We start from the raw sequence: 18582 nt of genomic DNA on the forward strand, positions 1-18582 counted from the left end.
GATCGCCCAGGCGCAGCCGCGCCCAGGGCCGAGCGGCAGTCGTCAACACAGGGGCAATCAGGCAGGCTTGAGCCAGCTCTCGGTCAGCGCGGCCCAGTAGGCGGCGCCGGTCAGCAGAATGTCGTCGTTGAAGTCGTAGCCGGGGTTGTGCACCATCGGCCCTTGCATGCCGTTACCAATGAACAGGTAGGCACCGGGGCAGCGCTGCAGCATCCAGGCAAAGTCCTCGCTGCCCATCAGCTTGCGGGTGTTGCCATCGACCTTGTCAGCACCGAGCAGCGCTACCCCCACCTGCTCGGCGAAGGCATTTTCTGCTGCATGGTTGACCAGCACCGGGTAGGCCGGGCGGTGCTCGATGCTGGCCGTGCAGCCAAAGCTTTGCGCTTGGCTGACGATGATCGCCCGCACCCGCTCAAGAGTCTGCGCCCGCACCTGCGCATCCAGCGCACGCAGGCTCAGGCGCAGCAACGCCTGCTGCGGGATCACATTGGCAGCCTCGCCTGCCTGGAACGCGCCAACGGTTACCACCGCCGCTTCCTGGGCATCGATATTGCGCGCCACCACGGTCTGCAACGCCATCACCACACTGGCTGCGGCCACCAGGGGGTCGACAGTCAGATGCGGCATGGAACCATGCCCGCCAACACCCGCGATGGTCACGCTGAGCAAGTCTTGCGAGGCCATCATCGGCCCTTCCCGCAAGCCCAAATGCCCGGCCGGCAGCCCCGGCATGTTGTGCATGCCAAACAGCGCGTCACAGGGGAAGCGCTGCAGCAAGCCATCGGCCAGCATCGCCTCGGCCCCGCCCTGGCCCTCCTCCGCAGGTTGAAAAATCAGCGTCAACGTGCCATCGAACTGCCGCGTCGCAGCTAGGTAACGCGCTGCACCGAGCAGCATGGTGGTATGCCCATCATGCCCACAAGCATGCATACAGCCTTGGTGACGGCTGCTGTAGGCCGCACCGGTAGCTTCGTGAATGGGCAGCGCATCCATATCGGCACGCAACCCCAGCTTGCGCGTACTGCTGCCATTGCGCAGCACCCCTACCACACCGGTTTTGCCGATACCGGTATGCACCTCATAACCCCACTGCTGCAGCAGCGAGGCAACCAGCGCCGACGTGCGGCTTTCTTCGAAACCCAGTTCAGGGTGGGCGTGGATGTCGTGGCGGATGGCGTGCAGGTCGCAGGCCACGTCGTTAAGCCAAGCCAGGATGTGCTGATGTCGCTGCATGGGAATCTCCTCGCGCGGGTGGGGCCCGGTTCTTGTTGTTCGCTTGAGATCACGACGGAGCTGGCAGGTCGTGTTAGGCGACAGATAAGCGCGAGTGGTGAGGGAGTACAAACTAATGTGGTTCCACGGGGTGGAACTAGTGGTACGCACATAGGGCAGTAGGCGAGGATTTGCGCTGCACTGCAGGTGTAAGGGGATGCTGGCGGTCGCGGGCATGTCGGTAGCGTTCGCCACCGTAGTCACGGCTGGCGAGCACGCGGTGGTCGGCGTTGTACTGCACCTCCAGCTCGCGGCCGAGCACGTCGGTGGCCCAGCTGGTGCGGGCGTCGAGGTCGTAGCGGAAGTGGTAGTGCTCGCCATCGCTGGTCCAGTGCTCGACCACCCGTGGTTTGCCACCCTGGGTTTCCCAACGGTAGTGGCAGCCCAGGCCCAGCGCGTTGCTGTGGGTCACCATCAGGCCTTCGGCGGAGCTGAAGCTGCGCACGGTGTCGCCGTTGCGGTTGATGACGGTGGTCAGCTGGCCGTGTTCGTCGTAGCGGTACTGGGTGAGGGTTTCGACCGCCTGGTTGTCGATCACGCGCTTGATGTCGGTCAGGCGACCCAGCGGGTTGTCGTAGTGCAGGTGCACGCGGGTGCCGCCGGTGGCGCTGATGTCGGTCAGCGTACCGTCGGGCGTGCGGGTGAAATGCAGGAGGTGGCCGAGGGCGTTTTCGATGCGTTGCAGCGGCACTTCGCTGTTGGTGTCTGGCACTTCGCCGAAATAGAAGAACAGGTTGTCGAGGGTTTGCAGGATGTAGTGGCCGCCCTCGGTGCATACAGGTACACCTGTTCGTGCGGGTTGTAGGAGGGTGTCAGAAATTTTGTGTTCGGGCATAACATGAGTAAGAGGTGCATGTATGCCAACCAAAAAGAAACCCTTGCGTGACCTGCCCAAAATCCCCAAAGAGCTGCTGGAGCAGTTCGGTGAGGGTCTGATGACCGCAGAGGCTATCGAGGATGCCTCTGCGGCGTTCAAGAAGGCCTTGATCGAGCGCGCTCTGCATGCCGAACTTGGCCACCACCTGGGCTATCCGCCGGGCGCGCAGCGCCCAGAGGATGAAACCAATCAGCGTAACGGCAAGAGTGGCAAGACGGTTTTGACCGGTGATGGCCCGCTGCGGCTGGAAATTCCTCGTGACCGAGACGGCAGTTTTGCGCCCATTCTCATCCCCAAGCATGAGCGGCGGTACACCGGTTTCGATGACAAGATCATCGCCATGTACGCCCGTGGCATGACGGTCAGAGAGATCCGGGCCTTTCTGTCCGAGCAGTATGGAACAGAGGTCTCACCCGACTTCATCAGCTCTGTGACAGACGAGGTCATGGAAGAGATTGGCACGTGGCGACAACGGCCACTGGAGCCGATGTACCCGGTTATTTTCTTCGATGCGCTGCGGGTGAAGATCCGCGAAGAAGGCTTGGTGCGCAACAAGGCCATTTACTTGGCGCTGGGCGTTCTACCCGACGGGACGCGCGATATCTTGGGCATCTGGATCGAGAACACCGAGGGTGCGAAGTTCTGGATGAAGGTCTTCAACGATCTCAAGACACGTGGTGTCGAGGATGTGCTGATTGCCGTGACCGATGGCCTCAAAGGCATGCCAGAGGCTCTCAGCGCCGTGTTTCCAGAGGCGACGCTGCAGACCTGTATCGTGCACCTGATCCGCAACAGCCTGGACTACGCGGCCTGGGACAAGCGCCGGGCACTGGCCAAGGCGCTCAAGCCGATCTACCAGGCCATCAACGCCGAAGCGGCTGAGCAGGCACTCGATGAGTTTGAAAACGGGCCCTGGGGCAAGCAGTATCCAACGGTCGTTGCGGCCTGGAGACGCGCCTGGGATCGAGTGATTCCCTTCTTTGTCTTCCCGCCAGCCATCCGGAAAGTGATCTACACCACCAACGCCATCGAGAGTATCAATGCCCAGCTGCGCAAGATCATTAAGACCCGAGGCCATTTCCCGAACGATGACGCAGCTACCAAGCTGATCTGGCTGGGGCTGCGAAACATCACGGCGAACTGGGGCTCAGCGGCGCATGATTGGAAAAGTGCAATGAATCAATTCGCGATTTTGTACGGAGATCGGTTCATCAGGGCGACTTGGTGAAAGTCAGGGCCTGCCTGACGGCAGGCCGTTACCGGCCCGCACACAAAAAATCTGACACTTCCGGTTGTAGATGCGCCCGGCGGCACATGCAGTGAAAGAATATCGGCTCTACCTATACTTTGGCAGAGCCAAATAAACTATTAGTTATTAAAGTTCGAATCCTTATTACCCTAGTACTCACAACAAAAACTTTAAATTAAAAACAACACATAACCGCACATCGAAAATCAGATCCAAACACTAAAAATGTTGACGCAGAGCGCCAATTCCAGGTTCTTCTGGACCTTCGTCGAGCTTATTCGCCCTCATATAACCCAACATACTTCAAACCATTATAATTCGACTTTAGCGGTTTGGAAATTTCCGTGCCACCATCAGAGTACCAGAAAATTGCATTAGCCTTAGTAATTCCAAGTCTCAAACACTCCGCCTTTAGATCTGCAATGCAACTGGAATCAACCGCAGATTCAAGCAAGATCTCCTCTAAATTCACCTCCTCCGCTTTTCTTGGCATAATCCCTATGAAATCCTCGTCATACCATCTCAAACCAATATCTTTGCAAAACCCACAAACCTTATATGCTGGACCATCCAAATCCACAGAATAGTCCAATTCAAAATACTTTAGATATTCATCCTCCGAAGAAAAATTTGTACCTACCCAAACATGAACTTTTTCATACCGATCAATATCATAAGAATCCATTTAGCATGCTCCTAGCTTCATGTGTTTGCTGTGATGTGAATCGATCACGCTAAGCGCTTGAGCTTTGCTTTTCGCATCATTCAGGTCTTTAATTAAATTATTATGGAACAGCCTTCCAGCCCTACTACCATGGTGCGGACCGTCCGGCACAGGATTACCATGTTTGTCTGTCACACCCACAAAAGTAATATCTTTGGTTGGCACTGTCATTTCTTTAAGCTCTTGAGCGGTAAAGCCAAGTTCTTTTGCCTTCGACGCTATAGAGACAGGGAACATCTCATGTTTACCTCCCGGATTTCTAAAGGCGGCTTCTACAGCTTTTTATTATCAACAATATCTTGAACTGAGACGCTATTAAACCAGCTATCAAACCCGTTTTTCTCCCAAGGCACCCAACCCAAAGGGTCAACCCAAGTAGTCGGCGCCGGCACATAAACATATAAATTAGCACCGCCTCTGACACCTATTGGATCTTGAGTGACAAATCGCCCAATTTCTGGATCATAGAACCGAAAAGTATTGTAATTCAGGCTCGATTCGCAATCAAAATACTGACCTTGGAACCGTAGGTTTTGCTCGACTTCCCTGACCGGCAGACTATCTATCGCCCCCCAAGAACGATACGTCGCCTGCCAAACGATCTTGCCATTGCTGTCCGTCAACTCCAACGGCGTGCCAATCTGGTCAGTATGGAAGTAATAAAGCTTCTGCTCCTCCCCTTCCGCCTGATCGACCCGCGCCAACGGCGCATAGCTGCCTGGCTCATACAGGTACAGTATGCTCTGTCCCGGCGTCTCCTCACGCAGCATCCGCAACCCTTGCCAGAAGAAGCGCTTCTGTTCGACTTCGCCGTTGATCTCCGCCTGCTTGGCCACCCGCCGCCCCAGGCTGTCGTAGCGATACTCACCCCGGCCTTCCAGCTTGCCGTTATGCAGTGTCTCCGCCCGCACCAGCCGGTTCTCGCAGTCATAGCTAAAGCTCTGCAGCTTGCTGTGCCCCGAGCGCTTCTCGATCAGGTTGCCCCACGGATCGTAACGGTACTCCTGATCCCGCCACTGTCTGATCCGGTTGTCCTTGACCTTGTCGAACTGCCGCGCATTGAAGTCCAGGCGGTTGGCTGCCGGGTCGTAACGGGACTCTTCGCTGCCCACCAGCGAGCCGGTATCGCGGCTGCGCAACTGGCCGTTAGCTTCGTACTCGTACTTGATCTCGCCACGCAGCTTGTCCAGCGTGCGCACCAGTTCACCCGCCGGGTCGTACTGATAGCGACGGTGGATCGGGTTGTAGGCATGCTCCACCAGCAGCGAGGTATTGATACCGGTGTTGTGCACCTGCGAGAGCTTGTCGGCCGGCAAGTTCGAGGCAAACTGCCAGGCCTTCCGCCCCATGGCGTCATAGCCAAAGCAGCTGGTGAGCTTGCCCTGGGTCCGGTACACCTCGCGGTGCAGGTCGTCGCGCTCCATATCGCTGATCACTTGGCCGTCCAGGTTCAACTGGTGCAGGTGCCCGCTGCCGTAGTACAGGTGGTTGACCTTGCGGCCATCCGGCAGGGTCAATGTGGTCAGGTTGCTGAGTGGATCGTACTCGTAGCCGAGCGTGCCGTCGGGGGTAATTTCTTTGGTCAACCGCCCCAGCAGATCGTAGGCGTACTCCAGCTTCTCTTCCGTGATCCCAAGCTGCTTGCCGATCCCGGTCGGCTGCCGCTCGATGCTCAGCAACCGGTCGCCGTCGTCGTACGCATAGTCTTGACGCGCATCGCGATTGATCTTGGCGACCAATCGGCCAATGGTGTCACGCTCAAACAGCGTATGCCGCTCCGGCCGCTCGGCATTTTCGCCATAGCCAATCTCATCCAGTCGGGTCAGATGGCCGCCGAGGTTGTAGCTGAAACGCAGGGTCAGGTTATCCACCCGCACTTCTTCGCTCAGCCGGTCCGAAGCGTCATAGGCAAAGCTGTACGTGGCGTTGTTCTCATTGACCAGCGCGATCAGGCGCACGGCCTTGTCGTACTCGTAGCGTACCCGCTGGCCCTTGGCATCCTGGCGGCTGCTCGGCAGGCCACGCGCCGTACGCATCAGGCGTGTGGTCTGGCCCTTGCCGTCGGTGTGGCTGATTACCTGGCCGTAGACGTTGTAGGTGAAGGTTTCCGCGGTACCGTCCGGGTGACTAATGCGCAGCACTTCGCCGTCGGGCTTGCGCTCCAGGGTGGTGGTCTGGTTCAGCGCATCGATCACCGCCACCAGGTGCTGACGATCGTCGTAGCGGTAACAAGTGCTCTTGCCCGAGCAATCCTGATAACGCTCGACCTGGGCCAGGGTGTTCCACCACAGGTACTTGGACTTGTAAGTCGCATCGATGATGGTATGCGGCAGGCCGTCGTCGCTGTTCAGATACTCGGTCATCTGGCCGAGGGCATCGAATTCGGCGAGCAGGTTGCCCTTGTCGTCGTAGCGCGCTCGCCAGGTGCTGCCGTCCGGATAGCTGACCTGGGTCACCAGCGTGGTCAGGTGGTGAGATTCGTAGGTGGTCTTGCGGCCCAGCGGGTCGGTTTCTTCCAGCAGGCGGGCGTATTCATCGTACTTGAAGGCGAGCCGGTTGCCGTCCGGCAAATCCAGGCCAACCATGTTGCCCTGCTCGTCCAGCTCGATGGCGTAGCGTTCGCCACCGTAGTCACGGCTGGCGAGCACGCGGTGGTCGGCGTTGTACTACACTTCCAGCTCGCGGCCGAGCACGTCGGTGGCCCAGCTGGTGCGGGCGTCGAGGTCGTAGCGGAAATGGTAGTGCTCGCCATCGCTGGTCCAGTGCTCGACCACCCGTGGTTTGCCACCTGGGTTTCCCAGCGGTAGTGGCAGCCCAGGCCCAGGGCTTTGCTGTGAGTGACCATCAGGCCTTCGGCGTATTTCGGGGGTTTAATCCCGAAATCCAAGCTAGTACATTTTTAGAGAGCCACCAACTCGTACCGAAAAATAACAACTACGAAGCACTCCGAGCAATAAGTGCCAGTTAAATAATCTACATCACACGAGTTTTACCAACTTAAACAGCTGGTCAGCATATTTTTTCGCTCGAGGGATTCTCGAAAGCTTAAGATATTCTAGTAGTTGCTCGCGACTAGACTTCGCCAATACATACTCAATGAGATTTGTCAACAGAAACCCTTGCGAGTACTTTCCAACTGAAAGGGTCTTGCTTTTTTCGTCCTCTGAAGGTTCTGCTCCAGCGGGGTATTCCTCCTCATCCTCTTCTTCAGCGGATAATGCCCGGAATTTAGAAATAGAATATCCCCGTAACAGGTCGAAGTTATCAGTTAACGCTAACATTAACTCATCAATATCGACTTTTGCCCTTGCAACCTTAGCAGAGTCAAGCCTAGCAAATACCTCCGTGTATTCCGACTCAACCTCAATATGTAAAACATCAACAAGCTCCGAGAGCAATTTTTTATAAATGGGCGATCCCACTATACGCTCCGCCAACAAACCACTGTCGACTACCATACATCAACTCCTTTTATTACCCTAATCAGATCCGATCCTACATGCCTAAATTGATCGACAGCCTCGTGCTCCCAAGGAGTAAGCGCAAGCAAATTAGACGAATCATGAACACCCTCCCCACCCACTCGCTGAGGGATATCATTATGATGAAGTTCTAAAGTATATTCTCTTATTGATATCTTATCTGTTTTACGAGAAATCACTTCAACCGTCATCTTGGGCGCCTTCCCCTCAGCCATACGCACCAGATTAGCAGGTGAATAAGTCCGACTAGGTGCTTTGGCTTCAGCTTTCCAATAGTTTTTTCGTGCAGTACTCCAACACTCCCATCCCCATGGGTCAATCCAACCTATCGGATTTTGACCATAGCGGTAAAGATTTAGCCCACCATCTAAACCAATAGGGTCCTGAGAAACATAACGCCCTACCTCAGGATCGTAGTGACGGAAAGTGTTGTAGTGCAGTCCCGTTTCGTTATCAAGATACTGCCCTTGAAAACGCAGATTCTGCTCGATTTCGTTAACGGCCAGCTGCTCTACCGAACCCCACGAGCGGTAGCTCGCCCGCCAAACGATCTCACCCTCGCTGTCCGTCAACTCCAGCGGCGTACCAATCTGGTCCGTATGGAAGTAGTAGACCTTCTGTTCTTCCCCTTCAACCTGATCCACGCGCGCCAACGGCGAATAGCTTCCCGGCTCATACAGGTACAAAATGCTCTGACCAGGCGTTTCCTCCCGCAACATCCTCAACCCTTGCCACAGGAAGCGCTTCTGTTCGACTTCGCCGTTGATCTCAGCCTGCTTGGCCACCCGCCGCCCCAGGCTGTCGTACCGGTATTGCCCGGTACTCTCCAGCTTACCGTTAACCAGCGTCTCGGCACGCACCAGCCGGTTTTCGCAGTCGTAGCTAAAGCTCTGCAGCTTGCTGTGCCCCGAGCGCTTCTCGATCAGGTTGCCCCAAGGATCGTAGCGATACTCCTGGTCCCGCCACTGCTTGATCCGGTTGTCCTTGACCTTGTCAAACTGCCGCGCATTGAAGTCCAGCCTGTTCGCCGCCGGGTCGTAGCGAAACTCCTCGCTGCCCACCAGTGAACCGGTATCACGGCTGCGCAGTTGCCCGTTGGCTTCGTACTCGTATTTGATCTCGCCCCGCAGCTTGTCGAGGGTACGCACCAGTTCTCCGGCCGGGTCGTACTGGTAACGGCGGTGGATCGGGTTGTACGCATGCTCCACCAGCAGCGAGGTATTGATACCGGTGTTGTGCACCTGTGAAAGCTTGTCTGCAGGCAAGGTTGAGGCAAACTGCCAAGCCTTGCGTCCCATGGCGTCGTAGCCAAAGCAACTGGTGAGTTTGCCCTGGGTGCGGTAGACCTCACGGTGCAGGTCATCGCGCTCCATGTCGCTGATCACTTGGCCGTCCAGGTTCAGCTGGTGCAGGTGACCGCTGCCGTAGTACAGGTGGTTGACCTTGCGGCCATCCGGCAGGGTCAGGGTGGTCAGGTTACTGAGCGGATCGTACTCGTAGCCCAGCGTGCCATCGGGCGTGATTTCTTGCGTCAGCCGCCCCAGCACATCGTAGGTGTACGCCAGCTTTTCCTCGGTCACCCCAAGTTGCTTGCCGAGTCCGTTCGGGTGCCGCTCGATGCTCAGCAAGCGGTCAACCTCGTCATACGTGAACTGCTGCTGAGAATCGAGATTGATCTTGCCGACCAACCGGCCAATGGTGTCGCGCTCGAACAGCGTGTGCCGCTCGGGGCGCTCGGCATTTTCGCCATAGCCAATCTCATCCAGTCGGGTCAGATGGCCGCCGAGGTTGTAGCTGAAACGCCGGGTCAGGTTATCCACCCGCACTTCTTCGCTCAGCCGGTCCGAAGCGTCATAGGCAAAGCTGTACGTGGCGTTGTTCTCGTTGACCAGCGCGGTCAGGCGGATGGCCTTGTCGTACTCGTAGCGTACTCGCTGGCCCTTGGCATCCTCGCGGCTGCTGGGCAAACCGCGTGCGGTGCGCATCAGGCGGGTGGTCTGGCCCTTGCCGTCGGTGTGGCTCACCACCTGGCCGTAGACGTTGTAGCCGAAGGTTTCATTGGTACCGTCGGGATGGATGATGCGCACCACTTCACCGTCCGGCTTGCGCTCCAGCGTGGTGGTCTGGTTCAGCGCATCGGTCACGGCCACCAGATGCTGACGCTCGTCGTAGCGGTAGTACGTGCTCTTGCCCGAGCAATCCTGATAGCGCTCGACCTGGGCCAGGGTGTTCCACCACAGGTACTTGGACTTGTAGGTCGCATCGATGATGGTGTGCGGCAGGCCGTCGTCGCTGTTCAGATACTCGGTCATCTGGCCGAGGGCATCGAATTCGGCGAGCAGGTTGCCCTTGTCGTCGTAGCGCGCTCGCCAGGTGCTGCCGTCTGGGTAGGTGACCTGAGTCACCAGCGTGGTCAGGTGGTGATATTCGTAGGTGGTCTTGCGGCCCAGCGGGTCGGTTTCTTCGAGCAGGCGGGCGAACTCGTCGTACTGGAACGTGAGCCGGTTGCCGTGCGGCGGGCTCAGGCCGACCATGTTGCCCTACTCGCCTTGATCTATGGGATAACTTAAACTGCCAAGTTCCACAACTGGATGCGACGGAGTTGTGCTCGCTGCACTAATTTTCCAGTAAGGCCTAGCAGAACAATGGGCCACCTGAGTTTAGATAGCACCAACGTTGCCTCACAGCTTTAAAGAGCCTTCCTAACTATCTGACAACCGCATCTCACACTGACTTTAAAAGCAACTAAAAATACAATCAAATATCATTTAATTCTGCCCACGCGTCGTATGTATAATTTTCATCAATAGCCTCAAATGCAAGACCCTTCAAATCGCCTGCAGCAGACTTAAAGCTGTCACTGCAGAATAACTCTAAAGTTTCCTGACATCTAAAAATATCCGCATCCAGCGTTGGAGAGATGACAAATTTCTTAATACTATCAATACTCACAGAGCCTGGATAAATCGGACTTTCAATTTCGACGCCGCTCTCCATGTCTTTAGATACCTCAAATACCGACTTGGCTTTATCTAATGCCGCCAAGCTTTCACCAGGAAGAAATATAAAAAACTCATCTTTCCGAGAATCCCCCTTAAAGGAAATCTCCAATGGGATAGCCTTGTACTTTGCTCCCAGCTTATCGCAGACACCTAAAAATTTTTTGGAGACAAAAGTCTCACCCAATTGGTAATAGTCAAAATCCAGATCACCAAGTGACATTTCCAAACCAGAAAGCTCTAATGAATATCTGTTCTCTATGTTTAGCGCCATCGGATTGAGCTCGAAAGAATCCCACTCAAACTCATCACAATTGAAAAAGCCCGACAATACAATAGGACAGCCACTATCCTGCGAGCAGTATCGCATAACGTAATATTTGGAACTGCTCACAAAAGCCTCCCAGTGACAGCATCTACTACAAAATTATTATTCATGAGATTTTCTCTTGCGAAATTCTGAATCTTTCCAATACCCAGCACCAACTGAGTATCAGAAACTTTGCCAGCCCTAAATGCATCATTCAAAGCCGAGACTTTAGTCTCCACTACTTTTGTATATTTAGCATGATTAGACCAGTGCCCTGGGAGGTCAATTTTCTCCGTCAGTTTTTTGCTACCAGGCAAGAATATTCCATTGGATGCGCCGTCGTCGCCAAAGCCCATTGATCGAAGCTTGTTAAACATTTTTGCATAACGCGGCTTCTTCATGATTTCTTCAGGGATGAGGTGATGATTCGCCATGCCATCACCCTTCCTGGCCCCCATATTGTTGCCCAGCTTTGTCGAGCACCATCCTAGCGGGTCAACTTCTTGAATTGGATCTGTAGCATATGAATAAACATTAATGCCACCACCCAACCCTATGGGGTCTTGGGTAATGAAACGCCCAACCTCGGAATCATAGAATCTGAACGTATTGTAGTGCAGTCCCGTTTCACTATCAAAGTATTGACCTTGGAAGCGGAGATTCTGCTCGATTTCACTAATGGCCAGCTGCTCTATCTCCCCCCAAGAACGATAGGTCGCTTGCCAAACGATCTGGCCTTCGCTATCCGTCAGCTCCAACGGCGTACCAATCTGATCCGTATGGAAGTAGTAGACCTTCTGTTCTGTCCCTTCAACCTGATCCACGCGCGCCAACGGCGCATAGCTACCCGGCTCATACAGGTACAAAATGCTCTGACCAGGCGTTTCCTCCCGCAACATCCTCAACCCTTGCCACAGGAAGCGCCTCTGTTCGACTTCGCCGTTGATCTCAGCCTGCTTGGCCACCCGCCGCCCCAGGCTGTCGTACCGGTATTGCCCGGTACTCTCCAGCTTACCGTTAACCAGCGTCTGCGCCCGCACCAGCCGGTTCTCGCAGTCGTAGCTAAAACTCTGCAGCTTGCTGCGCCCCGAGCGCTTCTCGATCAGGTTGCCCCAAGGATCGTAGCGATACTCCTGGTCCCGCCACTGCTTGATCCGGTTGTCCTTGACCTTGTCAAACTGCCGCGCATTGAAGTCCAGCCTGTTCGCCGCCGGGTCGTAGCGAAACTCCTCGCTGCCCACCAGTGAACCGGTATCACGGCTGCGCAGTTGCCCGTTGGCTTCGTACTCGTATTTGATCTCGCCCCGCAGCTTGTCGAGGGTACGCACCAGTTCTCCGGCCGGGTCGTACTGGTAACGGCGGTGGATCGGGTTGTACGCATGCTCCACCAGCAGCGAGGTATTGATACCCGTGTTGTGCACCTGGGACAGCTTGTCAGCGGGCAAGGTAGAAGCAAACTGCCAAGCCTTGCGCCCCATGGCGTCGTAGCCAAAGCAACTGGTGAGTTTGCCCTGGGTGCGGTAGACCTCACGGTGCAGGTCATCGCGCTCCATGTCGCTGATCACTTGGCCGTCCAGGTTCAACTGGTGCAGGTGACCGCTGCCGTAGTACAGGTGGTTGACCTTGCGCCCATCCGGCAGGGTCAGAGTGGTCAGATTGCTGAGCGGATCGTACTCATAACCCAGCGTGCCATCGGGCGTGATCTCTTGTGTCAGCCTTCCCAGCACATCGTAGGCGTACTCCAGCTTTTCCTCGGTCACCCCAAGCTGTTTGCCCATACCACTGGGCTGCCGCTCGATGCTCAGCAAGCGGTCAACCTCGTCATACGTGAACTGCTGCTGAGAATCGAGATTGATCTTGCCGACCAACCGGCCAATGGTGTCGCGCTCGAACAGCGTGTGCCGCTCGGGGCGCTCGGCATTTTCGCCGTAGCCGATTTCATCCAGTCGCGTCAGGTGGCCACCGACGTTGTAGCTGAAACGCCGGGTAAGGTTATCTACCCGCACCTCTTCGCTCAGCCGATCCGAAGCGTCGTAGGCAAAGCTGTACGTGGCGTTGTTCTCGTTGACCAGCGCGGTCAGGCGAATGGCCTTGTCGTACTCGTAACGTACTCGCTGGCCCTTGGCATCCTCGCGGCTGCTGGGCAAACCGCGTGCGGTGCGCATCAGGCGGGTGGTCTGGCCCTTACCGTCGGTATGGCTGAGCACCTGGCCGTAGACGTTGTAGCTGAAGGTTTCCTTCGTGCCGTCCGGATGGCTGATGCGCACCACCTCGCCGTCCGGCTTGCGCTCCAGGGTGGTGGTCTGGCTCAGCGCATCGGTCACCGCTACCAGGTGCTGACGCTCGTCGTAGCGGTAGTAAGTGCTCTTGCCCGAACAGTCCTGATAACGCTCGACCTGGGCCAGGCTGTTCCACCACAGGTACTTGGACTTGTAGGTGGCATCGATGATGGTGTGCGGCAGGCCGTCGTCGCTGTTCAGATACTCGGTCATCTGGCCGAGGGCATCGAATTCGGCAAGCAGGTTGCCCTTGTCGTCGTAGCGCGCTCGCCAGGTGCTGCCGTCTGGGTAGGTGACCTGAGTCACCAGCGTGGTCAGGTGGTGATATTCGTACTGGATCTTACGGCCCAGCGGGTCGGTTTCTTCCAGCAGGCGGGCGAATTCGTCGTACTGGAAGGCGAGCCGGTTGCCGTCCGGCAGGTCCAGGCCGACCATGTTGCCCTGCTCGTCCAGCTCGATGGCGTAACGCTCGCCACCGTAGTCACGGCTGGCGATGACACGGTGGTCGGCGTTGTACTGCACTTCCAGCTCGCGGCCGAGCACATCGGTGGCCCAGCTGGTGCGGGCATCGAGGTCGTAGCGGAAATGGTAGTGCTCGCCATCGCTGGTCCAGTGCTCGACCACGCGTGGTTTATCGCCGAGTGTTTCCCAACGGTAGTGGCAGCCCAGGCCCAGGGCGTTGCTGTGGGTGACCATCAGGCCTTCGGCGTAGCTGAAGTTGCGCACGGTGTCGCCGTTGCGGTTGATCACCGCGCTCAGCTGGCCGTGTTCGTCGTAGCGGTACTGGGTGAGGGTTTCGACCGCCTGGTTGTCGATCACGCGCTTGATGTCGGTCAGGCGGCCCAGGGGGTTATCGTAGTGCAGGTGGATGCGGGTGCCGCCGGTGGCGCTGACGTCGGTCAGGGTGCCGTCGGGCGTGCGGGTGAAGTGCAGGAAGTGGCCCAGAGCATTCTCGATGCGTTGTAACGGCACTTCGGTGTTGCTGTCGGGGACTTCGCCGAAGTAGAAGAACAGGTTGTCGAGGGTCTGCAGGATGTAATGGCCACCCTCGGTACACACCAGGTACACCTGTTCGTGCGGGTTGTAGATGCGCTCACCCGGCTGCAGGGTCACGAATGGGACCTCGCGGCCCTGGTTGTCGGTGAGGTAGATAAACGAGCCCTGGCGGCGCAGGCTTTGCTCCCAAGGCAGTACCCAGCCGCGCCCCAGCACGCTGTCGACAGTGAGGTCGCTGGCGTAGAAGCGTGACCATTCGATAGGCATCAGGCCCGGCAGGCTGAAGTCGATCTCATCGGGGATCAGCTTGCGCCCAGTGGTGAGGTCGACAGGGTTGCCGACCAGGCCACCGATGGCCCTGCGGACCACAGGCTCGACCACGTAGCGGCTGGCCACCTCCCCCGCGATGAAGCCTGCCGTGAATTTCAGGGCGCAAGGCATGACGGCCTTCATGCCGGCCTGGGTGCCAGCCTTGATCAATTGGGCGATACCGCCAGCGGCGCCGGCAATGGCCATGAGCACATCGACGGTGGTACGCAGCCACTGAGGAATTTCGTCATCCACAGGCAAGTAGCGGTAGGTACCGCCGCCAACGATGACGTTAGCCGAGCCGCCGGAAATGGTCGCGCCGCAGGTCAGCTTGTCACCCTTGCGTGCAGCGGCAACGCTATTGATGAAGACGTTGGTCGAGCCTTCGGCGATTTGCACAGGCCCGGGATGCTTGTCGCAGGCACCGATACTTTTCTCGACGCGGGCGGCCTTCAGGCTGTTGATGAATACGTTGTGTGAGGCAGTGGTTATCGTCCCTGAGGGGGACGAGAACATACTGCCTATCGCCTCTCCGGCGGCGGTCAGCAGGCTGCCTCCGATACCGGCTGCAAGGCCGGCCAACAAGGCCACGCCAAACCCGCAGGTGAATGTGGCAATGGCTACCGTGGCCACCAGCGCGATGCCCAAGGCGGCTCCAATTAGAAAGCCCCCCAGTGCGCTGGTGTGCGATATCTCGTCGCCGAACCTGGCCGCTTCGAACATGAGGGTTTACTCCTGTTCGCCGGACTCGGCGCTGGCTTGTGCCGGGGTGCGCGCAGTGAAGCTGGCAAGCAGATTGTCCCAATCCTGGTTCTGCTGCGCGCTGAAGTCCGCTTGTGCAGTGGTCGAGAAGATCAGCGCACGCCCGGGGCTGATGATGAAGGCGGCTTGGCGCTGGTACAGCGGGCGGCCCTGGTTCATGTAGTAGGCGTCGATCTGGATGCCGGCGATCGGCGCGGCTGCCGACAGTGAAACGGCCTTGTTGCCCATGCGGGTGTAACCGCGCAGCTTCGAGGTGAGCATTTTGATCTGACGTTCTACATAGGCCTGCAGCGCCTCATCGGGCAGCAAGGTGTCCCTGGAGATGGTGATGCTCAACGGTGCCGGGACGCTGGCGCCAAGGACAAACATATTGACCGTGCGGTCCTCGAAACCTGTTGGCAGCGCGATGCTGCCTTCCTGCAACTCGTAATCCATGCGATGAAAATTCCTGATAACAATAAAGTGAGGTCAGCGTAGTGCGAGGCCATCGAGCATGCGGTCGAACTCAGCCAACCACTGGCTCAAGCCTGAACTGGTGGGATCGATTACGCAGGCGATATCCAGCCACTGCGGCATTTCACTGCCTTCGACAGGGACCAGTGCGCCAACAAGGCGGCCGTGACGGGGCTGCTGCCCGGCCTTGAAATGGAAATCGAGCACCTTTGCCGGGCTACCTGCCACATGACAATCGCGCTGGCGGATCACGCGCATTTGCGGGTTCGACTCGCGCAAGGACCGAACTGCCGATTCGAACAAGTGCTCCAAATCCTGGCCAGCGCGCACGTCACGGCGGCGGATGTTCAGAGTGACGAGCTCGCCTTCGTGTTCGATCGTTGTCTGGATGTCGCGAAAACGAAAACCACCCGGAAACTGCAAGTGGAAACCGCAGAAGGTGAACCCGCTGGCAACATTCCGCAGCGCTACCGGCACTGGCACGGCTTCTGGCTCTTGTTCTGGTTTCGCACTGGCCGCCTGGTCTGCCTCTGCCAACTTGGCTAGACGCTCTTGCTCCTCCAGCGCTTCGCGCCGGGCGGAAATGCGGTCATAGATCGAGGGTTTGTACATACGCCTGGCCTCAGTCGTTGATTCGCACCGGCGCGCCCGTGATCTTGGTGATGTCGGAGCTGGTGGTGGTGATGACCTTGCCTTTGATCTCGATGCCTTCCGGCGTCAGCGTGATGCTGCTGTCGCCCACCTGGAGGATGATGTGCTGCTTGGCTGCCACCTGAATGAACTGGTTGTCCACCTGGAGCGTATAAGAGCCTTCGGTTACTTGCACCACGGTGTCTTTCTTGACCTGCTCGGTGTGCGTGCCACCCACCGTGATCGTCCGGTTGTTCCCCACATCATGGGTTTCATCCAGCTCGATCTCGGTATCCATGTTGCGCTCGGCGTGCATGATGATCTGCTCGGCGCCGGCCTTGTCCTCGAAGCGGAAGAAGTTGGCGGTACCGCCGTCACCCTTCATCGACCGGGTCAGGAAGCCGCTCTGGGTTTTGTTCGCCGGCAGCGACCATGGCGGGGTGTTGGTGCTGTTGTACAGGCTGCCCATGATCAGCGGGCGGTCGGGGTTGCCGTCGAGGAACACCACCACCACTTCGTCGCCTACACGTGGGATCTGGATGCTGCCGAAGCCGCCGCTGGCACCGGATTGGGCGACGCGTACCCAGCACGAGCTGTGGTCGTTGTACTTGCCATTGCGGTCCCAGTGGAACTGGATCTTCACCCGGCCCAGCTCGTCGGTGAAGATCTCCTCACCGGGTGGGCCGACGATGATCGCGGTCTGCGGGCCGGCGATGGTCGGCTTGGGCGTGCTCAGCTGCGGCCGGAACGGGATCTTCTTGCGCACGCAACTGAAGGTGTTGAAGTAGCTGGCCTGCTGGCCGGTAAGGTAGTTGTTGTGGCCTTCGCTTTCCACGCTCATCAGCAGGAACTGGCGGTCTTCTACCGGGCCCTGGTCGTGGATGTAGTGCTGCAGCAGCTCGAAGGTGTAGCCCGGCTTCATGGCCCGACAGTTACTGGCACCTTCGAATTTCTTGCCGCGCAGCTCCAGCGCCTCGATGCGCAGGCGCAGCAGGGTTTCGCCCTCGTCGTAGGTGCCGTGGGTGTACTGGCCGGGGAAGTCGTAGATCTCGAAGTTCTCGACATCGCCCTGCTTGTTCACGCTGTTCAGCGCCACCGGCAGGCGGTTGTTGGGCTGGCGGTAGTCGAAGGTCTGCGTGGCCATCTTGCCGGACTGCAACTGGCGGTTGCCGCTCCACTGGGTGATGGAGTCGGCAGTCTCGGTGACCGAGGCGCTGTGGAAGCGGATTTGCGGTTGCTCGGGGATGTCCACCAGCGCGCTGGAGTCATCGCAGATGATCATGGTGTGGCCTTCGGCGGTGTGCTCGAAGTAGTAGAACATCCCCTCTTCCTCCAACAGGCGCTGGACGAAGTTGAAGTCGGTTTCACGGTACTGGGTGATGTAGGTGTAGCGCTTCTGCGGACGGGTCAGGCGGAACTCGTGACGAGAGAACGCCGGGCACAGGGCGAACACTTCGGTAACCACTTCCTCGACCGTGTTGCCCTGGAAGATCCGCGTGTCGAAGCGGTTCTTCAGCATCGAGAACCACGGGTTGAGGGTTGCGGTATAGCGCGCCATGCCGCCGTCGCTGCCAATGCTGGCAAAGCGTGTGAGGTAGCCGGTTATGTAGCGCGGGCCGCCTTCGGCCAGTTCGATCTCGATGCTGACATGCTGGCCCATCATGGACTTGAGCGGCACGCCGGAGTCTTCGCAGACCAGCAGCAGTTCGTAGTTGAACGCCCGCGACAGGGCTTCGGTGCCCTTGAAGGTTTCCAGCAGCAGTTCCTGCTCGGGGTTGGCCAGGTTGTGAAACTTGAACAGGCGGCGGTTCTGCGGCGACAGCAGCGTGGAGGCCAGGTCCATGATCATGCGAAATCTCCTTGAAAACACGGCCAGCACGCGCTTGCGATGCTCAGCTGCAACCCTGATCTTGCGGGCGTATTCTGCATGCGCGCATAACGCGCGTGCTCTGCGGAATCATGCGACTGCCTGCAGAAAGGAAAGTGCCATCATGCATTGAAATTAATGCGACATGGTTCACATTCCCGAATGCCAGGCAGGCAGAAAGCCCCAAAGGAAACACCGGCAAAAGCTGCCCTGTCAACTCACTACAGGCCTTGAAAAACCGGGCAATACCGCCCTGCAGGGCAATGTCATATCGCCATCCTTCATATTCCTCACTGGCGCCCGGAAGCGCTCCGGCTACCGCCGAACGGCCTGTCGCAGAAGGTCCTTGAGGTGTCGATCAGAGCCCATGCCT

The 18582-nt window shown here is 57.6% G+C and carries 10 protein-coding genes and 3 pseudogenes; 1 reads left to right on the top strand and 12 read right to left on the bottom strand.

Annotated elements, in window-relative coordinates:
• Positions 1-57 precede the first annotated feature (57 nt).
• Both J5M56_RS04715 and J5M56_RS04720 read right to left on the bottom strand, forming a co-directional pair.
• A complete protein-coding gene (locus J5M56_RS04715; protein ID WP_207870017.1) occupies positions 58-1233 on the bottom strand; it encodes a M20 aminoacylase family protein in 1176 nt (391 codons plus the stop codon).
• 220 nt (positions 1234-1453) lie between these two features.
• Positions 1454-2076 (bottom strand): annotated as a pseudogene (locus J5M56_RS04720) (type IV secretion protein Rhs); the annotation flags it as partial.
• Between the two features lie 53 nt (positions 2077-2129).
• Here J5M56_RS04720 and J5M56_RS04725 point away from each other — a divergent pair.
• Positions 2130-3377: an IS256 family transposase gene (locus J5M56_RS04725; RefSeq protein ID WP_207870019.1), complete on the top strand. Its 1248-nt coding sequence runs from the start codon at positions 2130-2132 to the stop codon at positions 3375-3377.
• Positions 3378-3672: 295 nt separating this feature from the next.
• Here J5M56_RS04725 and J5M56_RS04730 read toward each other — a convergent pair whose 3' ends face one another.
• From J5M56_RS04730 to tssI, 10 genes and pseudogenes are all read right to left on the bottom strand, one after another.
• Entirely contained in the window at positions 3673-4083 is a 411-nt protein-coding gene (locus tag J5M56_RS04730; protein ID WP_207870021.1) for an immunity 22 family protein, read from the bottom strand.
• Entirely contained in the window at positions 4084-4359 is a 276-nt protein-coding gene (locus J5M56_RS04735; protein ID WP_207870023.1) for a hypothetical protein, read from the bottom strand. It abuts the gene before it with no gap.
• Positions 4360-4478: 119 nt separating this feature from the next.
• Positions 4479-6982, bottom strand: a pseudogene (locus J5M56_RS04740) (RHS repeat-associated core domain-containing protein); the annotation flags it as partial.
• Positions 6983-7100: 118 nt separating this feature from the next.
• A complete protein-coding gene (locus J5M56_RS04745) occupies positions 7101-7580 on the bottom strand; it encodes a hypothetical protein (protein WP_186477222.1) in 480 nt (159 codons plus the stop codon).
• Positions 7574-10144, bottom strand: a pseudogene (locus tag J5M56_RS04750) (RHS repeat-associated core domain-containing protein); the annotation flags it as partial. The gene J5M56_RS04745 and the pseudogene J5M56_RS04750, both read right to left, overlap by 7 nt.
• Before the next feature lie 217 nt (positions 10145-10361).
• Positions 10362-10997: a DUF1629 domain-containing protein gene (locus J5M56_RS04755; RefSeq protein WP_347709414.1), complete on the bottom strand. Its 636-nt coding sequence runs from the start codon at positions 10995-10997 to the stop codon at positions 10362-10364.
• Positions 10994-15220, bottom strand: a complete 4227-nt coding sequence (locus J5M56_RS04760) for an RHS repeat-associated core domain-containing protein (protein WP_207870025.1) — start codon at positions 15218-15220, stop codon at positions 10994-10996. The genes J5M56_RS04755 and J5M56_RS04760 overlap by 4 nt, the downstream gene beginning before the upstream one ends.
• A gap of 6 nt (positions 15221-15226) precedes the next feature.
• Positions 15227-15694 (bottom strand): DUF1795 domain-containing protein, encoded by a 468-nt coding sequence (locus tag J5M56_RS04765; RefSeq protein WP_060476422.1) that lies wholly within the window; start codon positions 15692-15694, stop codon positions 15227-15229.
• A gap of 33 nt (positions 15695-15727) precedes the next feature.
• Positions 15728-16324: a DcrB-related protein gene (locus tag J5M56_RS04770; protein WP_207870027.1), complete on the bottom strand. Its 597-nt coding sequence runs from the start codon at positions 16322-16324 to the stop codon at positions 15728-15730.
• A 10-nt stretch (positions 16325-16334) separates the two neighbouring features.
• Entirely contained in the window at positions 16335-18191 is a 1857-nt protein-coding gene (gene tssI / locus J5M56_RS04775) for a type VI secretion system tip protein TssI/VgrG (RefSeq protein ID WP_207870029.1), read from the bottom strand.
• Positions 18192-18582: the final 391 nt, after the last annotated feature.

Origin of the sequence: Pseudomonas sp. 51_B (genome assembly GCF_017491595.1) — a bacterium.
Taxonomy (GTDB): domain Bacteria; phylum Pseudomonadota; class Gammaproteobacteria; order Pseudomonadales; family Pseudomonadaceae; genus Aquipseudomonas; species Aquipseudomonas promysalinigenes.